The sequence below is a fragment of the Streptomyces sp. NPDC097981 genome, assembly GCF_040302565.1.
Taxonomy (GTDB): Bacteria; Actinomycetota; Actinomycetes; order Streptomycetales; family Streptomycetaceae; genus Streptomyces.
The window spans coordinates 25,972-50,790 of record NZ_JBEORW010000002.1; the positions used below are offsets into that span (position 1 = coordinate 25,972).

The 24,819-nt window shown below is 73.4% G+C and carries 24 protein-coding genes and 4 tRNA genes; 16 read left to right on the forward strand and 12 right to left on the reverse strand.

Going from position 1 to position 24,819, the window contains the following annotated elements:
* Positions 1 to 37: 37 nt before the first annotated feature.
* Positions 38 to 652 carry a DinB family protein gene (locus tag ABTY04_RS01735; protein ID WP_352211318.1) on the reverse strand — a complete coding sequence of 205 codons (615 nt, stop codon included), beginning with the start codon at positions 650 to 652 and terminating at the stop codon, positions 38 to 40.
* 118 nt (positions 653 to 770) lie between these two features.
* Positions 771 to 2,018 (reverse strand): MDR family MFS transporter, encoded by a 1,248-nt coding sequence (locus tag ABTY04_RS01740; RefSeq protein ID WP_352211319.1) that lies wholly within the window; start codon positions 2,016 to 2,018, stop codon positions 771 to 773.
* 225 nt (positions 2,019 to 2,243) lie between these two features.
* Here ABTY04_RS01740 and ABTY04_RS01745 point away from each other — a divergent pair, with 225 nt between their 5' ends.
* From ABTY04_RS01745 to ABTY04_RS01800, 12 genes are all read left to right on the forward strand, one after another.
* Positions 2,244 to 3,512, forward strand: a complete 1,269-nt coding sequence (locus ABTY04_RS01745) for an ATP-grasp domain-containing protein (RefSeq protein WP_352211320.1) — start codon at positions 2,244 to 2,246, stop codon at positions 3,510 to 3,512.
* Positions 3,509 to 4,786, forward strand: a complete 1,278-nt coding sequence (locus ABTY04_RS01750; RefSeq protein ID WP_352211321.1) for an ATP-grasp domain-containing protein — start codon at positions 3,509 to 3,511, stop codon at positions 4,784 to 4,786. The genes ABTY04_RS01745 and ABTY04_RS01750 overlap by 4 nt, the downstream gene beginning before the upstream one ends.
* A gap of 90 nt (positions 4,787 to 4,876) precedes the next feature.
* Entirely contained in the window at positions 4,877 to 6,397 is a 1,521-nt protein-coding gene (locus ABTY04_RS01755; protein WP_352211322.1) for an ABC transporter substrate-binding protein, read from the forward strand.
* Positions 6,394 to 7,761: a lysine N(6)-hydroxylase/L-ornithine N(5)-oxygenase family protein gene (locus ABTY04_RS01760; RefSeq protein WP_352211323.1), complete on the forward strand. Its 1,368-nt coding sequence runs from the start codon at positions 6,394 to 6,396 to the stop codon at positions 7,759 to 7,761. Before ABTY04_RS01755 ends, ABTY04_RS01760 begins: the two co-directional genes overlap by 4 nt.
* Before the next feature lie 20 nt (positions 7,762 to 7,781).
* On the forward strand, positions 7,782 to 9,191 hold the full coding sequence (locus tag ABTY04_RS01765; RefSeq protein ID WP_352211324.1) for a diaminobutyrate--2-oxoglutarate transaminase family protein: 1,410 nt from the start codon (positions 7,782 to 7,784) through the stop codon (positions 9,189 to 9,191).
* Entirely contained in the window at positions 9,191 to 10,507 is a 1,317-nt protein-coding gene (locus tag ABTY04_RS01770) for a SidA/IucD/PvdA family monooxygenase (RefSeq protein ID WP_352211325.1), read from the forward strand. The genes ABTY04_RS01765 and ABTY04_RS01770 overlap by 1 nt, the downstream gene beginning before the upstream one ends.
* A gap of 15 nt (positions 10,508 to 10,522) precedes the next feature.
* Positions 10,523 to 10,951 carry a cupin domain-containing protein gene (locus tag ABTY04_RS01775; RefSeq protein ID WP_352211326.1) on the forward strand — a complete coding sequence of 143 codons (429 nt, stop codon included), beginning with the start codon at positions 10,523 to 10,525 and terminating at the stop codon, positions 10,949 to 10,951.
* The gene (locus ABTY04_RS01780; protein ID WP_352211327.1) at positions 10,948 to 12,156 is read left to right on the forward strand and encodes an NAD(P)/FAD-dependent oxidoreductase; all 1,209 of its coding nucleotides are present in this window, start codon (positions 10,948 to 10,950) and stop codon (positions 12,154 to 12,156) included. Before ABTY04_RS01775 ends, ABTY04_RS01780 begins: the two co-directional genes overlap by 4 nt.
* Positions 12,143 to 12,796 (forward strand): serine O-acetyltransferase EpsC, encoded by a 654-nt coding sequence (gene epsC, locus ABTY04_RS01785; RefSeq protein WP_352211328.1) that lies wholly within the window; start codon positions 12,143 to 12,145, stop codon positions 12,794 to 12,796. The genes ABTY04_RS01780 and epsC overlap by 14 nt, the downstream gene beginning before the upstream one ends.
* Positions 12,793 to 14,436, forward strand: a complete 1,644-nt coding sequence (locus ABTY04_RS01790) for a class I tRNA ligase family protein (protein WP_352211329.1) — start codon at positions 12,793 to 12,795, stop codon at positions 14,434 to 14,436. The genes epsC and ABTY04_RS01790 overlap by 4 nt, the downstream gene beginning before the upstream one ends.
* Positions 14,433 to 15,485 carry a hypothetical protein gene (locus ABTY04_RS01795; protein ID WP_352211330.1) on the forward strand — a complete coding sequence of 351 codons (1,053 nt, stop codon included), beginning with the start codon at positions 14,433 to 14,435 and terminating at the stop codon, positions 15,483 to 15,485. Before ABTY04_RS01790 ends, ABTY04_RS01795 begins: the two co-directional genes overlap by 4 nt.
* A complete protein-coding gene (locus tag ABTY04_RS01800; RefSeq protein ID WP_352211331.1) occupies positions 15,424 to 15,915 on the forward strand; it encodes a rhodanese-like domain-containing protein in 492 nt (163 codons plus the stop codon). Before ABTY04_RS01795 ends, ABTY04_RS01800 begins: the two co-directional genes overlap by 62 nt.
* Before the next feature lie 27 nt (positions 15,916 to 15,942).
* Here the strand turns inward: ABTY04_RS01800 and ABTY04_RS01805 are convergent, their stop codons facing one another.
* Positions 15,943 to 16,926, reverse strand: coding sequence for a helix-turn-helix transcriptional regulator (locus tag ABTY04_RS01805; RefSeq protein WP_352211332.1), 984 nt, complete (start codon positions 16,924 to 16,926; stop codon positions 15,943 to 15,945).
* A 312-nt stretch (positions 16,927 to 17,238) separates the two neighbouring features.
* Between ABTY04_RS01805 and ABTY04_RS01810 the strand changes: the two genes are divergently transcribed.
* Positions 17,239 to 17,394, forward strand: a complete 156-nt coding sequence (locus tag ABTY04_RS01810; protein WP_352211333.1) for a hypothetical protein — start codon at positions 17,239 to 17,241, stop codon at positions 17,392 to 17,394.
* Between the two features lie 52 nt (positions 17,395 to 17,446).
* Here the strand turns inward: ABTY04_RS01810 and ABTY04_RS01815 are convergent.
* From ABTY04_RS01815 to ABTY04_RS01840, 6 genes are all read right to left on the reverse strand, one after another.
* Positions 17,447 to 17,519: transfer RNA gene (locus ABTY04_RS01815), tRNA-Lys, on the reverse strand.
* 166 nt (positions 17,520 to 17,685) lie between these two features.
* Positions 17,686 to 19,947, reverse strand: a complete 2,262-nt coding sequence (locus ABTY04_RS01820; RefSeq protein ID WP_352211334.1) for a DEAD/DEAH box helicase — start codon at positions 19,945 to 19,947, stop codon at positions 17,686 to 17,688.
* 277 nt (positions 19,948 to 20,224) lie between these two features.
* Positions 20,225 to 20,728 carry a hypothetical protein gene (locus ABTY04_RS01825; RefSeq protein ID WP_352211335.1) on the reverse strand — a complete coding sequence of 168 codons (504 nt, stop codon included), beginning with the start codon at positions 20,726 to 20,728 and terminating at the stop codon, positions 20,225 to 20,227.
* 221 nt (positions 20,729 to 20,949) lie between these two features.
* Positions 20,950 to 21,324, reverse strand: coding sequence for a fluoride efflux transporter FluC (locus ABTY04_RS01830; protein WP_352211336.1), 375 nt, complete (start codon positions 21,322 to 21,324; stop codon positions 20,950 to 20,952).
* The gene (locus ABTY04_RS01835; protein WP_352211337.1) at positions 21,321 to 21,824 is read right to left on the reverse strand and encodes a fluoride efflux transporter FluC; all 504 of its coding nucleotides are present in this window, start codon (positions 21,822 to 21,824) and stop codon (positions 21,321 to 21,323) included. Before ABTY04_RS01835 ends, ABTY04_RS01830 begins: the two co-directional genes overlap by 4 nt.
* Positions 21,821 to 22,171, reverse strand: coding sequence for a metallopeptidase family protein (locus tag ABTY04_RS01840; protein WP_352211338.1), 351 nt, complete (start codon positions 22,169 to 22,171; stop codon positions 21,821 to 21,823). The genes ABTY04_RS01835 and ABTY04_RS01840 overlap by 4 nt, the downstream gene beginning before the upstream one ends.
* Before the next feature lie 103 nt (positions 22,172 to 22,274).
* Between ABTY04_RS01840 and ABTY04_RS01845 the strand changes: the two genes are divergently transcribed.
* The 3 genes from ABTY04_RS01845 to ABTY04_RS01855 all read left to right on the forward strand — a co-directional run bounded on the left by ABTY04_RS01845 (position 22,275) and on the right by ABTY04_RS01855 (position 22,556).
* A tRNA-Glu gene (locus ABTY04_RS01845) sits at positions 22,275 to 22,347 on the forward strand.
* A 39-nt stretch (positions 22,348 to 22,386) separates the two neighbouring features.
* Positions 22,387 to 22,460, forward strand: a tRNA-Asp gene (locus tag ABTY04_RS01850).
* Between the two features lie 22 nt (positions 22,461 to 22,482).
* Positions 22,483 to 22,556: transfer RNA gene (locus ABTY04_RS01855), tRNA-Phe, on the forward strand.
* 39 nt (positions 22,557 to 22,595) lie between these two features.
* On the opposite strand, the gene ABTY04_RS01860 is transcribed toward ABTY04_RS01855, so the two are convergent.
* Genes ABTY04_RS01860 through ABTY04_RS01870 form a run of 3 tightly spaced genes read right to left on the reverse strand, consistent with a single transcriptional unit; the run spans position 22,596 to position 24,785 of the window.
* A complete protein-coding gene (locus tag ABTY04_RS01860; RefSeq protein ID WP_352211339.1) occupies positions 22,596 to 23,441 on the reverse strand; it encodes a cytochrome c biogenesis CcdA family protein in 846 nt (281 codons plus the stop codon).
* Positions 23,438 to 24,181 carry a DsbA family protein gene (locus ABTY04_RS01865; RefSeq protein ID WP_352211340.1) on the reverse strand — a complete coding sequence of 248 codons (744 nt, stop codon included), beginning with the start codon at positions 24,179 to 24,181 and terminating at the stop codon, positions 23,438 to 23,440. Before ABTY04_RS01865 ends, ABTY04_RS01860 begins: the two co-directional genes overlap by 4 nt.
* A 55-nt stretch (positions 24,182 to 24,236) precedes the next feature.
* Complete coding sequence (locus ABTY04_RS01870; RefSeq protein WP_352211341.1) at positions 24,237 to 24,785, reverse strand: hypothetical protein; 549 nt, start codon at positions 24,783 to 24,785, stop codon at positions 24,237 to 24,239.
* Positions 24,786 to 24,819: the final 34 nt, after the last annotated feature.

Consider the following 24,819-nt stretch of genomic DNA (forward strand, 5'->3'; position numbering starts at 1 on the left):
TCTCTCTGTGGAGGGGTCGGGATGCGGCGGGCAGGCCTCAGCGCAGGCCCAGCGATTCGTACGTGGCGTCGAGTTCGGCGACGTCGAGGCCGGCGGCCTGGCGGACGAGGCGGATGGCCCGGTAGATCTGGTTGATGTGGGCGATGTCGTGGCCGATGACCTTGCGGATCATGACCTCCATCGTTTCGCCGCCCTGCTCGCCGTGGCGTCCCGTGCGCTGCCAGTCCTCGGGCGGGAGCGCCGCGAGGAGGGCGACGTTGGAGGCGCGCAGGCCGGTCCAGGCGTCGAGCATCCGGCGGAACGGGAGCCGGGGCAGCGGGGCCCACAGCTGCTCGTCGTAGCCGGGGTAGACGGGGTTGTCCTCGGTGGCCACGAGGCGCCAGCGGAAGCCGTAGACGATGTCGACATCGAAGAGGTGGCCGACGATGAAGGCGGCGGGCCACTCGCCCGGCTCGGGGACGGTCTCGGCGAGGTCGGTCGGCAGGTCGGCGAAGAGCTGCGCCGCCCAGACGGGGGTCTTGGCGAGGACGTCGAACGCGTCGCGGTCGCCGGCGACTTCGAGGAGCGCGGCGACGTACGCGGCGGGGTCCTCGGTGGCGGAGGGGATGTCGATGCGGTGGACGTCGGCGCCGGCTGCGGTGGTCGTGGTCATGCGGATTGCCTTTCGGGTGGGCTTGTACAGGGGACGGGGTCGGGGCGGCTGCGCGGGATCTGTCAGGGGCTCCGCCCCCGGACCCCCGCGCCTCAGACGCCGGCGGAGCTGAAAGAGGTCAGGCCGCGGGGGCCGGTTCGGGGGTTTCGGACTGCTGCGGGGTGCTCGCCTCCCCCCGCGCGCCGGGGTCGGCACCCAGGATCAGGAGGGCGCCGAGGGCGGCGACGGCTGCGCAGACCGTCCAGTGCAGCGGCGGCGAGATGCTGTAGAGGAGGCCGCCGACGGCCGGGCCGAGGGCGCCGCCGAGGGTGTGGGCGATGCCCTCCGCGCCCTGGTAGCGGCCGCGCAGGTGCGCCGGTGAGAACTCTGCGGGGTAGGCGTTGGCGATCGGCGTGTAGACCGTCTCGGCGACCGTCCACACCACGACGGTCAGCGCGAGCAGCCAGACGGCGTGCATCACGCCGGTGAGGGCCATGCCGATGCCCAGCAGGGCCAGCCCGGCGGCGATCACCCGGCGCGGGTTGCGGCGCTCGGTGTGCTTGGTGAGCGGGAGTTCGACGACGACGCAGAGCAGGGCGTTGAGGCCGAGCAGCAGGCCGTAGACCTTGTTGTCGAAGCCCGCGTCGGTCACGTGCAGCGGCAGTGTCGCGGTGGACTGCCCGTACACGAAGGTCGCGGCGCCCATCGAGCCGAGGAAGAGCAGGTAGGGGCGGTCGGAGAGCACTTCGCGGTAGCCGCCCCTGTTCTTGCCCTTCGTCGTGTCCGGTGCGGGGGCTCCGGTGCGCGGGCGCCCGCCGGGCAGCGTGCACAGGGCGAGCACGCCGAACGCGAGGGAGAACAGTGCGTCGCCGAGGAAGACGTACGTGTACGAGGCCCCGCTGAGCAGGCCGCCGACGAGCGGGCCGACCGCCATGCCCACGTTGATGGCGAGCCGCAGCACGGCGAAGGCCGTCACCCGCTGCTTCTCGGGGACCACGTCGACCAGCAGCGCGCCGGCCGCGGGCCGGTAGAGCTGGGCGAAGACGCCGACGAGGCCGACGAGCGCGGTGGTCGCGAACAGCCCGTGGGTCAGCGGGACGAGGGCGGTGGCGGCGCTGCTGCCGGACATCGAGACGGCGATGGCGGTGCGCCGGCCGAAGCGGTCGGCGACGGCGCCGCCCACGGCGTTCCCGACGAAGGCGCCGACGCCGACCACGCCGAGGGCCGCGCCGGCCTGGAACGCGGAGAATCCCTGGGCGACCAGGAAGAGCACCAGGAATACGTTCAGGAAATTGCCGAATTTGATGAGGAACATTCCGGAGAAGATCACCCAGGCGCTTCTGGGCAGGTCCTGCAATCGTCGGCGCAAGGGGTCCTCGCCGGCCATGGGGGGCTCCTTCTCGATGGGGGGATGAGGTGGTGCCCACCATGAAACCCACCGGTCAAGGCCTTGCCCATAGCTGAGTGCTGGCACAAAAGAGGCTGGCACATTCCTGCCCGGACGCCCTCCCCCAGATCACCAACGGCCCTGTCCTGCGTCATTCGTGCCGGGCATTGTTGTGCCAGCCCGAATCCATTTCCCGGCCCGGAATTCTGCTGCAGAGTTCCGGCCATGACCGAACACAAGCTTCTCGTCGTCGGCGGACGGATACAGACGCTGCGCAAGGCGGCGGCCCTCGGAATCCGCTTCGTGCTGATCCAGCACAAGGACCAGTTCGTACCCGAGGCCGCCGAGCTCGCCGAGGCCGTCCTCATCGCCGACTACACCGACTGGGACGTCACCCGTCCGCTGGTCGAGGCCGCGCAGCGGGCGTACGGCTTCACCCGGGTCGCCTCGATCACCGAGCCGGGCCTGGTCCCGGCCGGCCGGATCAGCGACCACCTGGGGCTCGGCAACACCTCCGAGCAGGTCGCCGAGCTGCTGCGCGACAAGCACGCGATGCGCCGCCACCTGGCCGCGTCCCCCTCCCCCGAGGTGCGGGCCCTGTCGGTGGCCGCCGCCGAGGTCGACAGCGCCGAGGCGCTGACCGCCTTCGGCACCGAGCACGGCTACCCGATCGTGCTCAAGCCCGTGGACGCGACCGCCAGCCTGGGCGTCGTACGGATCGACGGGCCGGGGCAGGCCGCCGAGGCCTGGGCCGAGGCGCGGGCCCTGCGGGCCCGCACCGACCTCCAGTGGGGTGCGTTCTTCACCATCGGCCGCTTCATCGCCGAGCAGTACATCCCCGGCCCCGAGTACAGCGTCGAGAGCTTTTCGTTCGGCGGCCGGCACATCGTCCTGGCGGTGACCGAGAAGCTCACCGGCGAAGGGTTCGTCGAGCTCGGCCACGCCCTGCCGGCCCGCCTCGACGCGGCCGACGAGCGGAGCATCGAGGAGGCCGTCGCCCGCTTCCTGGACGCGATGGGGCTCACCGACGGGGCCGCCCACACCGAGCTGCGGCTGTCCCCGGCCGGCCCGCAGATCATCGAGAGCCACAACCGCATGGGCGGGGACCGGATCTTCGACCTGCTGCGCTCCGCCTACGGCATCGACCTCGAAGAGTGGATCGTGGCCTGGCAGTTCGGGCTGATCCCGGCCCTCACCGGGCGCCCCGCCCCCCGCCACGCGGCGGCCACCCGCTTCCTGTCCGCCGAGCCGGGCACGGTCGTGGAGATCCAGGGCGCGGACGAGGCCAGGGCCCTCGACGACGTCATCGACGTGGAGACCACCGTGCGGCCCGGCGACACCGTCGAAAAGCTGCGCGGCAACTGGGACCGGGTCGGCCAGGTGCTGGTCACCGGGGCGGACACCGAGGCGGCCGTCGCCGCCGCCGAGCGGCTCACCCAGAAGGTCACCGTCGTCACCACCCCCTCCTCCAGCAACGGAAAGACCGCGTCATGAAGATCCTGCTGATCATGCGGAACACGTACGCGTGGCACCGCGAGCACATCGAGACCCTGGAGCGGATGGGTCTGGAGATCCACCTGGCGACCCGGGTCGCGCAGGCCGCGGACGACGGCCGGTTCGCGAACGTCGTGCCGCTCCCGGAGGAGCTGGAGGGCACGGAGCTCGCCGAGTACTGCGCCGCCGCGGCCCGCCGGCTCGGCATCGCCTCGGCGATCACCTTCTACGACAGCGACATCGCCGTCACCTCCAGGGTCAACCAGCTGCTCGGGCACACCTGGCCGCGGCCCGAGGCCGACCTGGTCTCCCGTGACAAGCAGCTCCAGCGGTCCTTCCTGGAGCGGCACGGGCTGCCGGGGCCGCAGTTCGCGGGCGTCACCGGCGTCGAGGCCGGTCTCGCCGCCGCGGAGGCCTTCACGTACCCGTTCATCGTCAAGCCGAGCGCGCTGGCCGCCAGCATCGGTGTCAGCCTGGTCCGCGACCGCGCCGAGCTGGAGCGGGCGCTGACCGACGTCGCGCGGCTCGCCGAGGAGTGGGGCGGCTACTTCCCCAGCGACGGCCCGGAGATCGCGCTGCTGGAGGAGTTCCTGCCGGGCAAGGAGGTCACCCTCGACGGGGTGGTCCTGAACGGGACGTTCCACCTGGTGGGCGTGACCAACAAGATGCAGATGCCCGGCCCGTACTTCGAGGAGGACTTCTACACCCTTCCCTTCCGCACCCCGGAGGAGGAGCCGGAGCTGGTCGCGGTCGCCGAGGGCATCGTGGCGGGCCTGGGCGTGCGCCACTGCCTGTTCAACGCCGAGTTCCGGCAGGACTCCGAGGGCCGCTACCGGGTCGTGGAGTTCGCCACCCGGATGAGCGGCGGACAGAACTACCGGAACCTGCGCGAGGTCCACGGCATCGACGCGGTCCGCCTCTACGCCAAGGCCGTGCTCGCCGGGGACGACGCGTACGCCCTCGCCGCGCTCCTGGACGGCGAGGTGCTGCGGGCCGCGGTCCCGCGCGCCGCCACCTGCATCAAGTTCGCGTACCGGACCGGGACCCTCGTCCGCAACAACCCCGGCGACGCGACGCACTCCCCGTACTTCCGCTCGTACATCCCCGCCTCGAAGCCGGGCGACCGGCTGCGGCGCGCTCCCGAGGGCTGGTACGAGATCGCCGGCTCGCTCGCGGTGGCCGCGCCCTACCGGAGCGCCGCCGACATCGACCGGGTGGAGCGGATCGCCGCCGACCTCGACGAGCGGCTCGACGTGGTCGTCGTACCGGCCTGACCTGTCACCCCACCCGGCGCGCTGTTTCACGTGAAACATCGCCCGCCGCCCCTTCACTCCACACTCCGCCGACCACGGAAAGAGCCCCACGTGCACGCCAACGACCCCGTGTTCCGGATGGGAATCACGGAGCCCACCGCCATCGACCCGTACAAGGCCCAGGAAGGAGAGGGGATCCTCGTCTGCAAGGCGCTGTTCACCGGGCTCCTCGCCCTCGACGCGGACGGCGCCCTCGTCCCGGCCACCGCCCGGTCCTGGGAGAGCGACCCGACCGCCACGACCTGGACCTTCACGCTGCGCGCAGGCACGGTGTTCAGCAACGGGGAGCCGGTCACCGCGCACAGCTTCGTGCGGGGCTGGGCGCGGGCCCTGGACCCCGAGGCCAACACGGAGACCGCGTACCACCTGGCGGGCGTGCGCTCCTTCACCGCGGTCGACGACACCACGCTGGTGGTGCGGCTCTCCGAGCCCGACGTGCAGTTCGACCTGAAGACCCTCCAGCCGATCTTCAGCCCGGTGCCGGAGTGCGCCGGTCCGGCGCTGAACCCGGCGTACAACGACCTCCCCGTCGGCAACGGCCCCTTCAAGATGGCCGGTCCCTGGGAGCACGGGGTCGCGATCCGGCTGGAGCGCAACGAGCTGTGGGCGGGGCCCGCGCCCGAGGTGCGCGAGGTGCACATCGACATCCTCGACGCGGTCACCGGCCTGGACGACGAGTACGAGCGGTTCCTGGCCGGCACCTACGACTACGCCCGGATCCCCCCGGCGCGCACCGCCGAGGCGGCTGCCCAAGGCGGCTTCCTCGAACAGGAGGGCGCGGGCCTCTTCTACCTGATCCCCTTCTGCCACCAGGCGCCCATGGACTCGCTGGACGCCCGCCGTGCCCTGTCCGCGGCCATCGACCGCCAGGCCCTGATCGACACGTACTTCCAGGGGCGGCGCAGCGCGGCCCACTCCCTGCTCTCCCCCTGGTTCGGCAAGGCACACACCCCGTACGCGGAGCCCGGCGACGGCCCGGACGGCGGCTGGACGGCGTACGACCCGGAGCGGGCCCGCGCGGCGGCCCTGAGGGCGGGCCTGGGGCCCGGCAGCCGCGTCGAGTTCGCGTACAACACCGGCGCCGGGCACGACGACTGGGTCCAGGCCCTCGCGCGGGGCCTGGAGGAGGTCCTGGGCTGGCGGGTCGAGCTGCTGCGCACCGACGCCCGCGGGCTGGTCGACCACCGCACCTCGATCGCGGCGGCCGGTTTCTGCCGGGCCGGCTGGGCCTGCGACTATCCGACCCCCGACAACATGCTCTTCCCGCTGCTGCACTCCTCGTGCACGGCGCCCGACGCCGAGGGCACGGCCCACGGCGACAACGAAGGCCGGTACGCGAACCAGGAGTTCGACGCCCTCGTGGCCCGCGCCCGGGCCTCGACGGACCCGGCCGAACGCGCCGACGCCTGGCGCCGCGCGGACCGCGCCGCGATGGCGGACCTGGCGCTGATCCCGCTCTGGTACCGGACCGACCAGCGGGTCCACGCCGCCGGCCGGATCACGGACCTGCGCATCGACTTCGACGGAAACCCCACCCTCACCACTGTCAAGGCAAGGAAGACCACCCGATGAGTGCGAGCACGACTCCCGTCCACGACATCCTCGGCATCGGCTTCGGCCCGGCGAACCTGGCCCTTGCCATCGCCCTGGAGGAGCGCGAGTCGCCCCTCACGGCCCGCTTCCTGGAGGCCCGCCCGAGCCCCGAGTGGCAGCCCGGGATGCTGCTGGACGGCTCCGACATCCAGAACCACCCGAGCCGCGACCTGGTGACCCTGCGCAACCCGCGCAGCCGCTACACCTTCCTGAACTACCTGCACGAGCAGGGCCGGCTGCTGCGCCACCTCAACCTCCCCTCGGAGTTCCCGCTCCGCAAGGAGTACGCGGGCTACATCCGCTGGGCCGCCGGCTTCTTCTCGCACCTGGTCGACTGCAACCAGCGGGCCGCACGCGTCGAGATCGTCGAGGAATCCGGCGAGCGCGTCTACGAGGTCACCACCATGTCCGGCAGCCGCTACCTGGGCCGCACGCTGGTGATGGGCCCGGGCCGCACCCCGTACGTCCCCGCCCCGTACGACACGCTGCGCACCCCGCGGATCTTCCACCTGACCCAGTACCTGCCGAAGCTGGCGGAGCTGACCGGCCAGGGCCGCGCACCGGAGTCGGTGGCCGTCATCGGCGGCAGCCAGAGCGCCGTCGAGCTCGCTCTCGACCTGCACCGCCGCTTCCCGCGCACCAAGGTCACCACGTACACCCGCTCGCACTCGCTGCGCCTGAAGGACACCAGCCCGTTCAGCGAGGAGGGCTACTTCCCCGAGTTCACCGACTACTACTTCCGGGCGTCCCGCGAGGGCAAGAAGGCCCTCGACGCGTACATGCACGGCACGAACTACTCCTCCGCCGACGGCGACGTGCTGCGCGATCTGTACATGACCATCTACGAGCAGGAACTCGACGGCGACCAGAAGGTGTTCGTCCGCGGCAACCACGAGGCCGTGGGCGTGGCCCCGGAGACCGGGGACCGGATCGCCCTGGACTTCGTCGAACGCACCACCGGCGAGCGGATCAGCGAGGTGGTGGACTTCGCGGTCCTCGCCACCGGCTTCCGCAACATGGGTCCCGGCCCGCACGAGGAGCTGTGCCCGCCGCTGATGGCCCCGCTCACGCAGCTCTTCGCCGCCGAGCCGGACGGCCGTCTCCGGGTGGCCGCCGACTACGCGCTCGAACCGGTCGCCGACGGCACCCCGCCGCTCTTCCTGAACGGCCTGTGCGAGTCCAGCCACGGCATCGGCGACGCGGGCTCCTTCAGCCTGCTGTCGCTGCGCGCCGCGACCCTCACCGACGCCCTCACCGCCCGCCTGACCGCCACCGCCACCGCCACCGCCACCGCCACCGCCACCGCCACCGCCGACCGCAGCACCGTACTCGCCGCCGCCTGACCGGAAAGGTCCACGTTCCCATGACTGCCACCATCGACCCCCCGGTCTCCGCCCCGCGGGTCTACAGCGCCCCCGTGATCACCGGCCCGCTGCCCGGTCCGCGCAGCGCCGAGCTGCTGGAGCGCCAGGCCGGCCGCGAGTCCAACTCCCGCTCGTACCCGCGCAAACTGCCGATGGCGATCCGCCGCGGCAAGGGCAGTTACGTGGAGGACCTCGACGGGAACGTCTTCCTCGACTTCCTCAGCGGCGCCGGGGTGCTGTCGCTCGGCCACAACCACCCCGAGCCGCTCGCCGCCGCCCACCGCCAGCTCGACGAGTTCGTGCACGGGCTGGACTTCCCCACCCCGGTCAAGGACGAGTTCACCGACCTGACCATCGGGATGCTGCCGGAGCCGATGCGCGAGCGCACCCGGATCCACTTCTGCGGGCCGACCGGAGCCAACGCCGTCGACGCCGCCCTCAAGCTCTGCAAGACCGCCACCGGCCGCGAGGAGGTCATCACCTTCCAGGGCGGGTTCCACGGGGCGACCCTGGCCGCGCTGAGCGTCACCGGCCTCGTCGAGCAGAAGGAGCCGGTCCGCGGCCGGATGCCGGGCGTGCACTTCTTCCCGTACTCCAACTGCCACAACTGCCCGCTCGGCCTCAAGCGCGACAGCTGCCAGGTCAACTGCGCCGCGTTCCTGGAGAAGGCGCTGACCGACGTCAACGGCGGGATCACCCTGCCCGCCGCCGTGATCATGGAGCTGGTGCAGGGCGAGGGCGGGGTCATCCCGGCCGAGGTCGAGTTCGTCCAGCGGATCCGCGAGGTCACCAGGCGGCTCGGCATCCCGCTCATCGTCGACGAGGTGCAGAGCGGCTGCGGCCGCACCGGGACCTGGTTCGCCTTCGAGCAGTACGGCATCGAGCCCGATGTCGTGTGCGCCTCCAAGGCCCTGTCCGGCATGGGCCTGCCGGCCTCCGTGATCCTCTACGACGAGAAGCTGGACGTCTGGAAGCCCGGCGCCCATTCCGGCACGTTCCGCGGCAACCAGCCCGCCTTCGCCGCCGGCGTCGCCACCATGAAGGTCGTCAGGCGCGAGCGCGTCCTGGAGAACGTCCGGGCCCGCGCCGACCAGCTGATGGTCCACCTCCAGGGCCTGCGCGAGCTCACCCCTTACGTGGCCGACGTACGCGGCCTCGGCCTGATGACCGGCGTCGAACTGACCGACCCGGACACCGGTCTGCCCGCCGAGAAGCTCGCCAAGCGGGTGCAGTGGGAGGCGGTCAGCCGCGGCCTGATCATCGAGCTCGGCGGCCGCGACGACTGCGTGGTGCGCATGCTGCCGCCGCTGAACTGCTCGGCCCGCGAGATCGACCAGGCCGGCCGGATCATCCGCGAGTCCCTGGCCGCCGCCCTGGCCGCCCTCGGCCTGCCGACGGCGGGTGCCTGATGACGACGCACGACACCGCCGTCCAGGACCTGGTGGTCGCCGGCTTCGGCCCCTCCGGCATCGCCCTGGCCGCCGCGGTCGAGGACCACGACGACGCCACCGGCGCGGCCCCGCTGGCCGCGCGCTACCTGGAGAAGGCCGCCGACTCCGCGTGGCAGCCCAATCTGGTCCTGCCCGGCACCGACATCCAGCACCACTTCCTGCGCGACTTCGCCACGCCGCGCGACGCCCGCTCCCGCTTCACCTTCCCGCACTACCTCCGGCAGAGCGGCCGCTTCTACCCGTTCACACTGCTGGGCGGCTACGTCAGCCGGCTGGAGTGGTCGGACTACGTGCAGTGGGCCGCCCGCCAGGTCCGCGGCACCGTCGACTACCACCGCGAAGTGCTGAGCGTCGAGCCCGTCACCGCCGCCGACGGCCGCGTCCGCACCGCCCGCGTACTGTCCCGGGACACCCGCGACGGCTCCCTCCACACCGTGGAGGGCCGCAACGTCGCGCTGGCCACCGGCCACGAGGCGTACGTACCCGAGCTGTACCGCCCGCACCTGGGCGAGCGGGTCTTCCACGCCTCGAAGCTGCTGCCGGGCCTGGCCGCCCTCGGCGACCGGCCGCTGCGCAGCATCGCGGTCATCGGAGCCGGGCAGACCGCGGGCGAGATCGTCCTGCACCTGGCCGCGCAGCACCCGGACGCCGAGATCCACTCGGTGGTACGGCACGCGGGCTTCCGGATGTACGAACTCGGCCACTTCAGCAACGAGGTGTACTTCCCCGACGAGACCGACTACTTCTACGGGCTCGAAGGCGACCAGCGCGAACGCGCCCTGGACCAGGCCCGGGCCACCAACTACGCGGCCGTGGACCCCGACGTGTCCACCGCCCTCTACCAGGCGGTCTACCAGGACCGGTTCACCGGCCGGCAGCGCCTGCACATGCACAAGCGCACCGACGTCACCGACGTCGGCGAGGCCCCGGACGGGCGGGTGCTGCTGTACACCGGCGAGGTGTTCACCGGCGAACGCGGCCTGATCGAGGCCGACGTGGTGATCGTCTGCACCGGCTACCGCGAGGCCGCCCTCCCCCGCCAGCTCTCCGCGTTCGTCCCCCACCTGCGCCTGGACGTCCAGGGCCGGCCAGAGGTCACCCGCGCCTACCGCGCCCTGACCACCGACGACTGCGAGGTCGGGATCTACCTCGACGGACTCACCGAGTGGCGGCACGGCATCGGCAGCGCCACCTCCTTCAGCCAGATGGCCGCCAAGGCCGACACCATCCACCGCGACCTGCGCGCCCGCCTGCGCCGGCCCGTCGCCGCCTGATTGGACCCGTACGCGATGCACATCTTCACCGCCCACGAGGACGACATGGTCTTCGAAGAGCCGTACAACGTCAGCGGCCGCCGGATCTTCCCCTGGCCCGAGGCCGTCGAGGAGCCCAACTGGGGCGGCGCCTGGGTCGACGTGGCGCCCGGCGCCACCTCCACCCCGCACGACCACGACGAGAACGAGATGTTCTTCATCGTCGAGGGCAGCGGAGTGATGCGGATCGGCGAGGAGACCCGCCGGGTCCGCGCCGGCGAGACCGTGTTCATCACCCCGTTCCAGGACCACGACCTGACCAACGACGGCGACGTCCGGCTGCGCTTCGTCACCATCTGGTGGGGCGGCTCGGACGCCGTCGCCCGGGACCGGGCCAAGTGGGCCGCCGAGTTCGGCATCACGGACCCGGGCGCCCCCGCGGCGGACCGGACGGTGGACGCATGAGCCCCATCGTCCACGCACACGCCGACGCGATCGTCGTCGGCGGCGGGGTGATCGGCGCGGCCATCGCGCACCAGCTCGCCCTCGCCGGCGTCGGCCGCATCGTCCTGTGCGACCAGGGCCGGGTCAACGCCCAGGGCGCCACCTCCCGCTCCGGCGGCCTGCTGCGGCTGCACCACACGGCCGTCGCCGACACCCGGCTCGCCGCCCGCAGCCTGCCCGTCTTCGAGCAGTGGTCGGACATCATCGGCGGCTGCTGCGGCTACCGCCGCACCGGATTCGTCATGATCGTCGGTGAGAACCATGCCGACGACCTGCGCTTCAACGCCGCCGCCGCGGGCGAGGCCGCCGGATACCGGCGGGTCGAGGTCATCGACGCGGCCGAGCTGAAGGAGCTCTACCCCGGCCTGCGCACCGACGACGTGGCCCTGGCCGCGTACGAGCCGGAGGGCGGCTACGCCGACCCGATGCGCGCCTCCAACTCCCTGCTCACCGCCGCCTACCGGCTCGGGGTCTCTCCCTCGGAGGGCATCCGGGCGGTGAAGGTGCTGGAGAAGGGCGGCACCGTCACCGGCGTCCTCACCTCCATCGGCCGCATCGACGCCCCGCTGGTCGTCCTCGCCGGCGGCGCCTGGGGCTCCGCCCCCGCCGAGCACCTCGGCATCCACATCCCGGTCACCGCGCGCCGGATCGGGCTGGCCCAGGCCGAGCTGCCGGGCGCCGGCCGGCGCGGGTCGCCGTCCTCCGTACCGACCTGCATCGACGACACCACCGGCAGCTACTTCCGGCCCGACGGCCTCGACCGCTTCTACTTCGGCGTCCCCAGCAAGCCCGACACCGAACTGGGCCGCGACGTGGAGCCGCTGACCGAGACCGAGCTGGAGTCCGCGATCGCCGCGATCGCGAACCGGGTCCCGGCCGCCGCCACCGCCCCGCTCGCGGGCACCCGCTCCGGCCTCGACGGCTACACCCCCGACAAGCGCCCCGTCGTGGGCGCGGCCGGCCCCGACGGCCTGTACCTGGCCCTCGGCTTCAGCGGCGGCGGCTTCAAGCTGGCGCCCGCCGTCGCCGAACTCGCCGCCAAGGAGATCGTCGAAGGCGGGGCCGTCCCCGGCAAGGCCGTCCAGGAGCTGCTGGAGCCCTACCGGCCGCAGCGCTTCCTCGCGGGCCGCCCGATCCGTCCGGAGGCCCCCTATGACCACATGTGACACCGAACCGGAGGCGGAGGCCGGGCGCCCGCTGCGGGAGGTACTGCGCGAGGACGTGCGGACCGTCCTCGCCAAGGACCCGGCCGCCACCTCCCGCGCCGAGGTGCTGCTCTACCCGCACATCCACGCCCTGTGGACGTACCGGGTCGCGCACTGGCTGTGGGGCCGCGGCCACCGGGTCCTGCCCCGCGCCCTGTCCCTGCTGGCCCGCGCCGTCTCCGGCATCGAGATCCACCCCGGGGCGCGGATCGGGCGCCGCTTCTTCATCGACCACGGCACGGCCGTGGTGATCGGCGAAACCGTCCGGATCGGCGACGACGTGATGCTCTACCACCAGGTCACGCTCGGCTCGGTGGGCTGGTGGAAGGACCTGCGCCGGCCCTCCGGATCCCGCCGCCACCCCGTCGTCGGCGACCGCGTCGTCATCGGCACCGGAGCCAGCGTCCTCGGCCCGGTCACCATCGGCGCCGACTCCCGGATCGGCGCGCACTCGGTCGTCCTCGACGACCTGCCGCCCCGCAGCCGGGTCGTCGCCGCCGCCTCCGCCGCCCTGCCGCCGCTCGACACCGCCGCCCCGGCGGACGCCGCGGCCCTCGACACCTCCTCCCTGATCCTCCCCGAAGGAACCCACGCGTCATGACCTCCTACGTCGTCACCAGCGCCCCGCCGAACCCGAACGGCGACCTCCACCTCGGTCACCTCTCCGGCCCCTTCCTCGGGGCCGACGTCCTGACCCGCCACCTGCGCCAGCGCGGCCACGACGTGCACTACGTCGGCTACTCCGACGAGCACTCCTGCTACGTACCGCGCCGGGCCGCCGAGATCGGCTCCACCGCGTACCCGACCGCGAAGCTCTTCGGCGACCGCATGGAGGAGACGCTCTCGCTGGGCGCCATGCACCACGACTGGTTCACCCGCCCGCTCACCGACTCCGCCCACACCGAGTTCGTCCAGCGCTTCTTCCTCGAACTGTGGGAGTCCGGCGCCCTTGAGGTCCAGGAGCTGCCCGTCTTCCGCTGCGCCCCCTGCGAGCGGTACCTGTACGAGGCCGAGGTGCGCGGCGAGTGCCAGTTCTGCGCCGAGCCCTCCGACGGCGTGTACTGCGAGGCCTGCGGCCTGCCCCAGGACCCGGCCGGGCTCGCCGCCCCCCGGTGCACCTCATGCCGGAACACCCCCGAGACGACGACCATGCGGCGCATCGTCTTCCCGCTGGAGCGCTGGCGCGACCACCTGCAGGCGTACTACGCCGAAGCCCAGGCCAAGGCCGAGTGGCGGCCCCGGCTGATCTCGTACCTGGACGGCCTGTTCGAGCGGGCCCTGCCCGACACCGCGATCAGCCGTGAGGCGGACTACGGCGTCCCCGTCCCGCTGCCCGGCTGGGAGGGGCACATCCTCGACACCTGGTTCAGCGGCATCTGGGGCTACGCGGCCGGCACCGCGCGCCTCGCCGAGGCGAACGGCGACCGCTCGCAGTGGGAGCGGCTGTGGACCGACCCCGAGACCCGGATCGTCAACTTCATCGGCTTCGACTGCTCGTTCTCGCACGCCGTGCTGTGGCCGGCGCTGCTGCTCGCCCAGGGTGAACTGACCCTGCCCGCCCAGGTGGTCATCAACGAGTTCTACCGGCTGGAGGGCGACAAGTTCTCCACCAGCCGCGGCCACGCCATCTGGGGCGGCGAGTTCCTGCGCCGGGTCAACGCGGACGCCCTGCGCTTCCACCTGTGCCTGACCGGCCCGGAGCGGGCCCAGAACAACTTCTCCATGAAGGAGTTCGCCGACACCCTCAGCACCGTCCTCGCCGGCGGCCTGGAGCGGTGGACCGACACCGTACTGGACCTGCTCGCCCAGGACTTCGACTCCGTCGTGCCGGCCGCCGGGCCCGCCGGCGGCCCGCCGGCCGCCGACCGCGCCGCGCTGCCGGGGCAGACGGCCGCCGCCCTCGGCGCGGAGGCGTTCTCCCCGCAGCGCGCAGCCGAGGTCCTGGCCGCCGTGATCGAGCGGGCCGACGCCGACCTCCGGGACCTCGCCCTGCTGCGGGCCTCGGGGCCCCGCGGGCAGTACGCGGCCCGACTCGCCGCGCACGTGGAGCTGCTGGCCGCGGTCGCGGTCACCGCGGCGCCGCTGATGCCGGGCTGGTCCGCCTTCCTCGCCGGGCACCTGGGGCTGCCGGTGGACCTCGCCACGCGGATGCCCGAATGGGCCGGCGTGGAGGGACGGCTCCTGGCGGAGGGCGCGACGCTGCCGGCCGCGGTCCCGCTGTTCTTCCACGAGTTGTCGTGACCCCGGATCCCGCTCGTACTCCTGCCGCGGCCGGCGGCGACGGCTCGACCGCCGCAGCGGCGAAGACACTGGGTGCGGTCCTGGGGGCGGGAGCCCTGCTGCTCCCGGCCGCCTTCGCCCCGCAGCCCGGCCCCTGGACCGGGATCGCCCTGGCGGGGGTGCTGGCCGGCTGGTGCCTGCTGGTCGCCGCCGCGGGCGGTACGCAGGACTCCGGGCCCGTGGCCTTCGTACGGGACCGGCTCGGCCCGGGACCGGCCCGGGCGGCCACCGCGCTCTACTTCGGCGGTTTCGCCACCGGGCAGGCGGGAGTGGCCCTGGGGGCCGCCGGGTTCGCGCTCGGCGACTCCGGCTGGCGCGCGTATCCCGTCGCCGCCGGGATCCTGTGCACGGCCGCCGCGTACGCCTGGTCCGCCCCGCGGGGGCTGTCCCCGGCGGGCCGGCGGCTGCGGCTCGCCGCGGTGCTGGCGCTGGCCGTCTCCTGGCGGGTGCTCGGCGGGCCGCTCCCGCATCCGGGGACCGCCGGCCGGGCCGCGCTCCTCCTCGCCGTGCCCCTGCTGTTCGGCTGGGTCGGCCTCGAAGGGGCGGTTCCCGCCCTGCCGCGGCGGCGGGCACTGGGCGGAACCCTGCTGGGCATCGCCCTGGCGGCCGCGCTGTACGCCGTACTGCAGGGTCCGCCGCCCGCCGCGCCGGCCCCGCCCGCGGCCGCGGCGGCCGCTCTCGGGCTCGGCTCCGCCGCCGTCTGCTGGACGTACTGCCGTACCAACCTCCAGGCCACGGCCGCCCGTTGGACCGAACTCACCGGGCGGTCCCGGCGCGGCGGCGTCCTGGCCGCGGCCGCGATCGCCCTCGGCGTCCTCGCCGCCGGGCGGGCCGCCCACTGGGACGTGCCCGTCCTGCTCCTCGGCCCCGGTGCAGCCACCGCGGCCCTGTACACCCTCATCGCCCTGGCGGCCGTACGCCGCCCCCGTCCTCAGGAGCCCACCGATCATGACCACGACCACGCAGACCGTGTCCCCGTCCTCGAAGGTGCTGCGCGTCCCGCCGGCTGACCCGGCGACCGCCGCGGCCCACTTCCACCGCCGCTTCACCTTCGAGGCCGACGTCGCCGACGTGCACGCGGACGTGGAATCCGCCGCCGGGGGCTTCGTCCTCGTCGACAGCCGCAGCGCCGAGGCCTGGGCCCAGGGCCACATCCCCGGCGCCGTGCACCTGCCCACCGACGAGATCCCGGCGCGGGCCGCCGAACTGGTGCCGCCCGGCAGCGTGGTGGTCACGTACTGCTGGGGCCCCGGCTGCAACGGTGCGACCCGCGCGGCGTACGCGTTCGCGAGCGCCGGGTACCCGGTCAAGGAGATGCTGGGCGGCTTCGAGTACTGGTCCCGGGAGGGCTTCCCGGTCGAGGACCCGGCCGGTATCCGCCAGTCGCCGCCGGACCCGCTGACGGCGCCCGTCGCGGCGGGCGCGGCCTGCGGCTGCTGAGCCGGGAGCGCGGGCCCGGCCACGGGCTCAGAGCAGGCCCTCCTCGACGGCCCGCTGCCCGAGCTGGAAGCGGCTCTGCGCGTCCAGCCTCTCCATCAGCTCCGAGATGAGCCGCCGCTCGCTGCGCAGGGAGATCCCCAGCCGGCGCGCGGCGGCCTCGTCCGTGTAGCCCTGGGCGAGCAGGCGCAGCAGCTCGCGCGGCTGCGAGCCGGGGTCTTCGAGGCTGCGCCGGGGCGGCTCGCCGAACGGGGCGGCCGTCTCCCACACCGAGTCGAACAGTGCGCAGAAGGCGGCGACCGCGCCCGGTTCGCGCAACAGCACGGCGCCGAGCGCGCTGTCCGCCGGGTCGATCGGCATCAGCGCGAACTCCCGGTCGGTGATGACCATGCGCATCGGCAGCGAGGGGACCGTCCGCACCTCGCCGCCCCGCTCGGTCAGCCAGCGCGCGTGCTCCAGGCTGCCGGGATCGTTGCGGATGGCGTCCTGGTAGATGGTCCGGATCTTCACGCCGCGCGCGATGAGGTCCTCGGTCAGCGGCTCACTGGCCTTGAACTGCGCCGCGGGGACCGGCCCGCCGGGATGGAAGCTGATCGACTCTCGGCGGGTCCGGGCCGACATCTCGCTCAGCTTGGCGCGGACCGCCTCGACGCCGAGGAACCGCTCGGCCTCGTGCGCGGGCTGGGCCGGGTGCAGTTCGGCGTACTGCACCAGCAGCGCACTGGCCGCGGCCTGGCTCTCGGCGAGGGCCCGGTGCCGCTGGGCGATCTCCGCCTGCTGATGGGCGAGCAGCGAATCGAGCGCGGCCTTCGGGTTCACCGCCCGGAGCCGGCCGTCGGTCCGCCAGGACGGTGCGAGGAGGGAGAGCCGGGTCAGCTCCTCCAGGTCCGCGCGTACGTCGTCCTCGGACCGCGCGAATTCGGCGGCGACATCGGAGACGGCGATGTCCGGCCGTCTGAGGATGAGGCGGTAGAGCGCGTCGGAACGCTCTGTCAGCCCAAGAGAAACCAACAAAGGGAGCCCCCCAGCTCGCGGTTCGGAGCGGCAGCACAGCTGTGAACCGACAACGCTGGCGGCATGCGGCCCTCCGAGGGCCGATCTTGCACCCTGGATTGTCCATACCGGCCATCTGCCGCACAAACAGCGTCCATCACGCGGACACGGCAGCCGGAAAACCGGCCGGCTGGCACGGATATGTCAGAGCGCTTTGTGCCAGCTCAAACCGGGGACACGGCCCGGCCCGGATCGGCACGATGGCGGCACGCCGGAACGCGAGATCCGGCCAACCACCCCGTCCCCAACGGCTCGATAAGAGGCATCCCCACCATGCGTCGCAAGCTTGTCACCCTCATCACCGTCACCGCCGCCGCCCTGATCGCCGTGATCGGCACGAGCACCTCCGGCCAGGCCCGCGAACTCGCCCCCGTGACCTCGGCGGCCCCCGCCCCGACCGCGACCCCGCTTGAGCCGGGCTGGTCGTAGAACGCCGAAGCGCCCCGCCCGGCAGGAACCGGACGGGGCGCTTCGCAAGCGGTAGGCCATGTCGGACTCGAACCGACAACCAACGGATTAAAAGTCCGCTGCTCTGCCAATTGAGCTAATGGCCCTCACGTGCTCACCCCAGAGCATAGCGGGAGACCACCGGCCCGCCGATCGAGTATCGACCGACCGGCCCCGTCACGGCTCGCCGGCGCCCTCGGCAAGACGCGGACAGGGCCCCCACGACGATGTCGTGGAGGCCCTGTCAGGCAGTCAGCTCAGTGCTTCGTGCGATCAGCCGTTGCGCTTCCAGCGGGGCTTGTCGTCACGGCGGCCGCCGAAGGAGCCCGTCGAGCCGGAGGGGCGGTGGTCGTCGCGGCGGCCGTACGGGCGGTCGCTGCCGCCGGAGCGGAAGCCGCCGGAGGGACGGTCGTCACGGCGGAAGCCACCACGGTCACCGCCGCGGTCGTCACGGTTGAAACCACCGGACGGACGGTCGTCGCGGCGGAAGCCGCCGGACGGACGGTCGCCGCCGGAGCGGAAGCCACCGGAGGGACGGTCGTCGCGGCGGAAGCCACCACGGTCACCGCCGCGGTCGTCACGGTTGAAGCCGCCCGAGGGACGGTCGTCACGGCGGAAGCCACCACGGTCACCGCCACGGTCGTCACGGCGGTCGCCGCCGGAGCGGAAGCCACCGGACGGGCGGTCGTCGCGGCGGAAGCCACCACGGTCGCCACCGCGGTCATCGCGGTTGAAGCCGCCCGAGGGACGGTCGTCACGGCGGAAGCCACCACGGTCACCGCCACGGTCGTCACGGCGGAAGCCACCACGGTCGCCACCGCGGTCGTCACGGCGGAAGCCGCCACGGTCGCCACCGCGGTCGTCCCGGCGGTCGTCGCGACGGTTGTCGCGGCGCTCGTAGTTGCCGCGCTCGTCGCGGGCCTGGAAGGCCGGGCGCTCGTCGGCGGCCGGCGTGGCCGCGACGGCGGCCGCGACCTCGGCCTCGGCGGCCTCGGCCACCTCGGCGACAGCGGCCTCCGGGTCCTCGCCGCGCTCACGGGCGGAGCGGGCGACCAGGCGGTCGGCCTCCTCGCGCAGCTCGGCGGCACGGCGCGTCAGGCGCTCCAGCTGCTTGGTGAGGTCGGCGACCTCGCGCTCGGCCTGCTTGGCGGCGTTGTTCGCGGAGTCGGCCTGGACCTCGGTCAGCGAACGCGCACCGGTGATCTCGGCGACCTCCGGGTCGAAGGCGCCGGCGCCCTGGACGATGTGGCGCGAGGCGTCGACGCCCGCGTCCTCCATCAGGCGGAAGATCTGGCGGCGCTGGTGCGGGAGCGCCAGGGAGACCACGACACCGGACTTGCCGGCGCGGGCGGTACGGCCCGAGCGGTGCAGGTAGTCCTTGTGGTCGCCGGCCGGGTCCACGTTCAGGACCAGGTCGATGCCGTCCACGTGGATGCCGCGGGCGGCGACGTCGGTCGCGACGAGCGCGTTGACGTAGCCGTCCTTGAAGTCCGCGAGGACGCGGGTGCGGGCGCCCTGCGTCATGCCGCCGTGCAGCGCGTCGGCCTTCACGCCGGCCTCGACGAGCTGCTCGGCGATGCGGTCGGCGCCCAGCTGGGTGCGGACGAAGATGATGGTGCGGCCCTTGCGGGCGGCGATGGCGGCCGTGACCGGCGCCTTGTCCTTCGGCTTCACGACGAGGACGTGGTGCGTCATGGTCGTGACGTTGCCCTGGGCGCTGTCGACCTCGTGGCTGACCGGGTTCGACAGGTAGCGCTTGACCAGGGTGCCGATCTCGTTCTCCATCGTGGCGGAGAAGAGCATGCGCTGGCCGCCGGCCGGGACCTGGTCGAGCAGCTCGGTGACCTCGGGCAGGAAGCCCAGGTCGGCCATCTGGTCGGCCTCGTCGAGGACCGCGACCTCGACGTTCTCCAGGGAGCAGGCGCCGCGGTTGATGATGTCGCGCAGACGGCCGGGGGTGGCGACGAGGACGTCGACACCGCGCTCCAGGGCGTAGATCTGGTTGCCCATGGAGGTACCGCCGCAGACGACCTTCATCTTCAGGCCGAGCACGTCGCCGTAGGGCTGGAGGGCGTCCGCGACCTGCATCGCGAGCTCGCGGGTCGGGGTGAGGATGACCGCGCGGGGCTTCTTCTTCTCGGTGTGGCCACCGGCCAGGCGGGCCAGGGTGGGCAGACCGAAGGAGAGGGTCTTGCCGGAGCCGGTGCGGCCGCGGCCGAGGATGTCCTTGCCGGCCAGGGCGTCCGGGATGGTCGCGGCCTGGATCGGGAAGGGGGTGGTGACGCCGTTCTGCGCGAGCTTGCGCACGACGCCCTCGGGCAGACCGAGGTCGCCGAAGGTGACGGTGGGCTCGGCGTCGTCCGACTCGGCGTCGATGGACTGGTCGGTCGTCACGTCGGCCTCAAGAGCCTCGATGATCTCGTTGGCCTCAGCGGCCTCGATCGCCTCGGTGACCACAAGGGCCTCGACGGCGTCGACGATCTCGTTCGAGTCGTTCTCGGACATGACGGCACGGTCAGAGCTGGAAATGGACATGCGAAATGCGAAACCTTCCGGAGTCTCGGCACGCGCCCAAACTCCGTGAATCGCAAATCGACCGCCTCAATGCGGTCAGCCACGGCTAGGGAGAGTACGCGCCACACGGCGCTCTTCGGATTCGGCGCCGGGCAATGGGATCAAACGATCTATAACCATACGCACCCTCCCCGGGGTCTGGCAAGTCGCTCCGGCCCGATCCGCCCTGACCTGCGACGATCCCTCCGGCCAAGGGGGCCGGCCGCGTCCGCGGGCCGCCCCCGGGAGCCGTCCTCGGCTACGGCGTGGACGTTGCGCTGGGCTCCGGGGCCGGGGGTGTCGGGGCGGGCGGAGTGGGCGAAGTCACGGGCGGTTCCGGGCTCGGCGACTGGGCGGGCGGAGTGACCTGCGTCCCACCGGGGCCACTGCTTCCGGATCCGCCCGAGGTGGGCTGCTGCGGACCCTGGCCGCCCGCGCCCCCGCCCGGACCGGCCGACGGCGAGGGGGCTCCGGGCCGCCCGGCGGGCGCACCCGGGCTGGGGGAGGCCCCGGTGGCACCGGACGCCTTGCCCTCCTCCGCCGGCTTGCCCTCCCCGCCCGCGACGCCCGCCTTCGAGCCGTGGCCGCTGCCGTGGATCCCCGGGCCCTTGCCGGAAACGGAGGCTCCGGCACCCTCGGCGGCCGCCTTGCGGTCCGCCGAGGAGGAGGGCCCGGGCTTCGCAGCGTTCTCGCCGACACTCATACAGCCCGCCGTGGCCGCGACCGCGAGCGCGGAGACGGCCAGTCGGAGGGAAGCGGACAACGGGCGCACGGGGCACCTCCTGGGGGTCCCCCCGGCGGCGGCCGGGGAAGGGCGGTCAGGGTCCGCGGTGAGCGGGTCAATGTGCCCAACTCCCTTTACCCCGTAAGAGACACGCCCTCGGTAACACCGCCCGTCCGCAATCCGCCGTGCCGGCCGCGCGCACACCCGCGGAACCGGCGGACGGTGCGGCGGCTCGTGCAGGGGACGGTCCGGCGGACGGCTCAGGCGAACAACTGCCGTGCCACCTGCGACCCCAGCGTCACCGCACCCAGCCCCGCCAGCACCGAGGCCCCCGCGTTCGCCGCCGCGAGGAACCTCCAGCCGCGCTCGTACAGCCGCAGCGTCTCGTACGAGAACGTCGAGTACGTGCTCAGCGCCCCGCACAGCCCGGTCCCCAGCAGCAGGTTCATCCGCGTCGGGGCCGCACCGGCCAGCACCGCCCCCGTCAGCGTCCCGAGCACCAGGCAGGCACCCACGTTCACCACGAGGGTCCCCCACGGGAACACCGAATCGTGCCGCGCCTGCACCGCACGGTCCGTCAGATAGCGCAGCGGCGCCCCCACGACCGCACCCGCCACCACCAGCACCCAGTTCACGCCCGCCTCCGCAGCCCGCCCCGCACCGCCAGGCCGGTCGCGAGGCGGGTCGCCGCGGCCCCCGCCCACACCGCGCCCATCGCCGCGGCCACCGTGAGCCCGGCGTACGCCAGCGCCGTGCCGGCCTCCCCGGCGTCCAGCAGCCGCGAGAACTCCACCGCGTACGTGGAGAACGTGGTGAACCCGCCGAGCACCCCGACCCCGGCGAACGGCCGCAGGAGCGGATGCGGCGCCGACCGGCCGCCCTCGCTGATCAGCACCATCAGCACGCCGATCAGCGCACAGCCGGTCACGTTGGTCCAGAAGGTCGCCCACGGGAAGCCGCCGGGCCCGGCCGGCCACAGCAGGCCCGCCCCGTACCGCGCGCAGGCCCCGAGGGCGCCGCCCGCCGCGATCGCGGCGAGCACCGGGCCGGGCCGTTCGGCGCGCTGCCCGGGCACATGGAGGTCGACGTCCGGATCGATCGCCTCGGCCTCCACACCGGACTGCGGGCGGCTCATCCGTAGCCCAGCGCGTGCAGCCGGTCGTCGTCGATCCCGAAGTGGTGGGCGATCTCGTGCACCACGGTGACCTCGGTCTCCGCGATCACGTCCTCCCGGTCCTCGCACATCCGCAGCGTGGGGTTGCGGTAGATGGTGATCCGGTCCGGCAGCACCCCGGCGTACCACTCACCGCGGTCCGTCAGCGGGGTTCCCTCGTACAGGCCCAGCAGATCGGGAACGTCCGCGGGCGGCTCGTCCTCGACGAACACCGCCACGTTGTCCATCAGCCGCGTCAGCTCCGGCGGGATGCGGTCCAGGGCCTCTGCGACGAGCTCCTCGAACTCCTCGCGCGTCATCTCCAACACGCGGCCATTGTCCCTCCGGGAGAAACCGTTTTGGCGATAGCTCCCCGGATCCCATATGCTTCTCACGTCCCCGACGCGCTGGAAAGTGCCCGGCGGGCCTTTAGCCCTCATCGTCTAGTGGCCCAGGACGCCGCCCTTTCAAGGCGGTAGCACGGGTTCGAATCCCGTTGGGGGTACGCATTACCGTGTGCAAGACTTGGTCTCGCACACTGCAAGGTCCTGTGGAGCAGTTGGTTAGCTCGCCACCCTGTCAAGGTGGAGGTCGCGGGTTCAAGTCCCGTCAGGATCGCTGAGGCCGGAAACGGTCTCGTGGCTGGGTAGCTCAGTTGGTACGAGCGATCGCCTGAAAAGCGATAGGTCGCCGGTTCGACCCCGGCCCCAGCCACAACAAGAAGGCCCCGTCCATCGGACGGGGCCTTCTGCGTTACCCGGCCCCGCCCTCGGGGCGGGAGCGGCGGCGCCACTGCGTCAGGCCGACCGCGGCCGCCCCCGCCGCCACCAGCCCGAGCAGCGCCCAGTCCGGGACGGCGGCCGCGACCGACCTGACCCGCTGCTCCACCGCGTACGAGTCGTCCACGTCGAGCAGCCCCGGCAGCGCGCTCGCCCCGTCGTACGCGAGGAACAGCGCGCCGAGGGCGATGAAGAACAGCCCCGAGAGCAGCGAGGTGGTGTGCAGTTCGAAGCGGCCCACCCGGACGGCCCGCCCGCGCAGCCAGCGCCGCCGGCCCAGGTCGAACCGCTCCCACAGCAGCGCCAGCACGAACAGCGGTACGGCCATCCCCAGCGCGTACACCGCCAGCAGCAGCCCCCCGTAGACCGGACTGCCGCTGACCGCGGCCACCGTCAGGACGCTGCCGAGGATCGGGCCGGCGCAGAACCCGGCCAGCCCGTAGACCGCGCCCAGCGCGTACACCGACAGGGCGGTGGTCGGCCGGATCCGCCCGGACAGCTCCGAGATCCGCTTCGAGGCGAAGCCCAGGCCCAGGATCTGCGCGAGCCCGAGCCCGATGATCAGCCAGCCCCCGGCCAGGACGAGCCCGTCGCGGTGGCCGTGGAAGAACCGCCCGGCGTACGAGCCCGCCGCGCCCAGCGGGACGAGGGTGCTCGCGAGTCCCGCGTAGAAGATCCCGGTCCGCGCCAGCAGCCGCGAGGCGGAGTCGATCGAGTACGCGAAGAAGGCGGGCAGGAGAAGCGCGCTGCACGGGCTGAGCAGCGCGAGGAGGCCGCCCAGCAGGGCGGCCAGGTAGCCGATGTCCGCGACGCCGGTCACTGCGCGGCCGCCTGGGCCCGGGCCTTGGCCTTGGCGATCGCCGCGGCGAAGGCCTCGAACGGCTGGGCGCCCGCGATCGGCTGTCCGCCCACCAGGAAGGACGGGGTGGAGCTGACGCCGATGCGGTAGCCCTCCTCCTGGTCCTTCTGCAGGGCGGCCGCGGCGGCCTCGCCGTCCATGTCCCGTTCGAAGCGCTCCGGGTCCGGGACCCCCGCCTCGCGGGCGAGCTCCAGCAGCCGCGCCCGGCCGAAGCCCTTCTGCTTGGCGCCGTCGGCGTACGCGGCCGTGTGGAACTGCGCGAACCGGTCCTGCTGCCCGGCGGCCCAGGCGGCCTTGGCGGCGGCCTCGGAGTCGGCGCCGAAGATCGGGAAGTTGCGCCACTCGATGCGCAGCGTGCCGTCCTCGACGTACTTCTTCACCAGTTCGGGCTCGGTGTCGCGGGCGAATTTGCCGCAGTAGCCGCACTTGAAGTCGGAGTACTCGATCAGCACGACGGGGGCGTCGGCCCGGCCGAGGGCGAGCTTGTCGCCGGACTCGCGCCGGGCGAGCTTCGCCAGCTCGGCGTGGGCGTCGGAACCCTTGGGCGCGGACGCGGCGGAGGAGGTCCCGGCGGGGGCCTCGTCGGGCGCGGTGGCCTGCCAGGACACGAGGCCGAGGGTGACGGCGGCGAGCGCGACCCCGGCGGAGATCAGCAGCGGCTTGCGCGCGGAAGAGGAGGAAGGGGAAGAGGAAGAGGGCATGCGGGTGCTCCAGGGCAACGGGTGGTGGATCGGACCGGCGGGCGGGGCCGGTCCTCTACACCCGCATCACGGACAGCTCCACCGGACCCGGCGCCGGCTGGTCCGGCCCGCGTACGAGGACCCGCACGGGCAGCGTCCGGGACGCCCAGGCCTGCTCCACCGCGGGCCGTCCGGCGGGTACGTGCGCCTGCTCCCCCGACCCGCGCGGCGGCACGACGGGCCCGTACGGCCGGTCCGGGGCACCGGGCGTACACCCGGCCCCCCGCCCACTCCCGGCGGCCGCGACGACGCCCCCGGGAGCCGGCCCGGCCCTGGAGGCCTGCACGGCCCGCCCGGCGGGCGCGGCGTGTGCGACCGGCGCAGCCTGGGAGGCCGGCATGGCCCGTGGGGCCCAAGCGGCAGGAACGGCCTGCACGCCCGGCACGGCCCGCGCGGCCCGGGAGGCCTGCTCGGCCGGCACCGCCTGCACCGCCCGGGCAGGGCGGACGGGTGCGGCGGCCGGGGCCGTCAGAGCTGCGGTCCGGCCGACGGCCTGAGCCACGGCTCCGGCTCCGGCCCCGGCCCCCGCCACCGTGACGACCCACACCGCCAGCGCAGCGACCACGCACCACACTCCACGGGCGCGGGACATGGCGGGC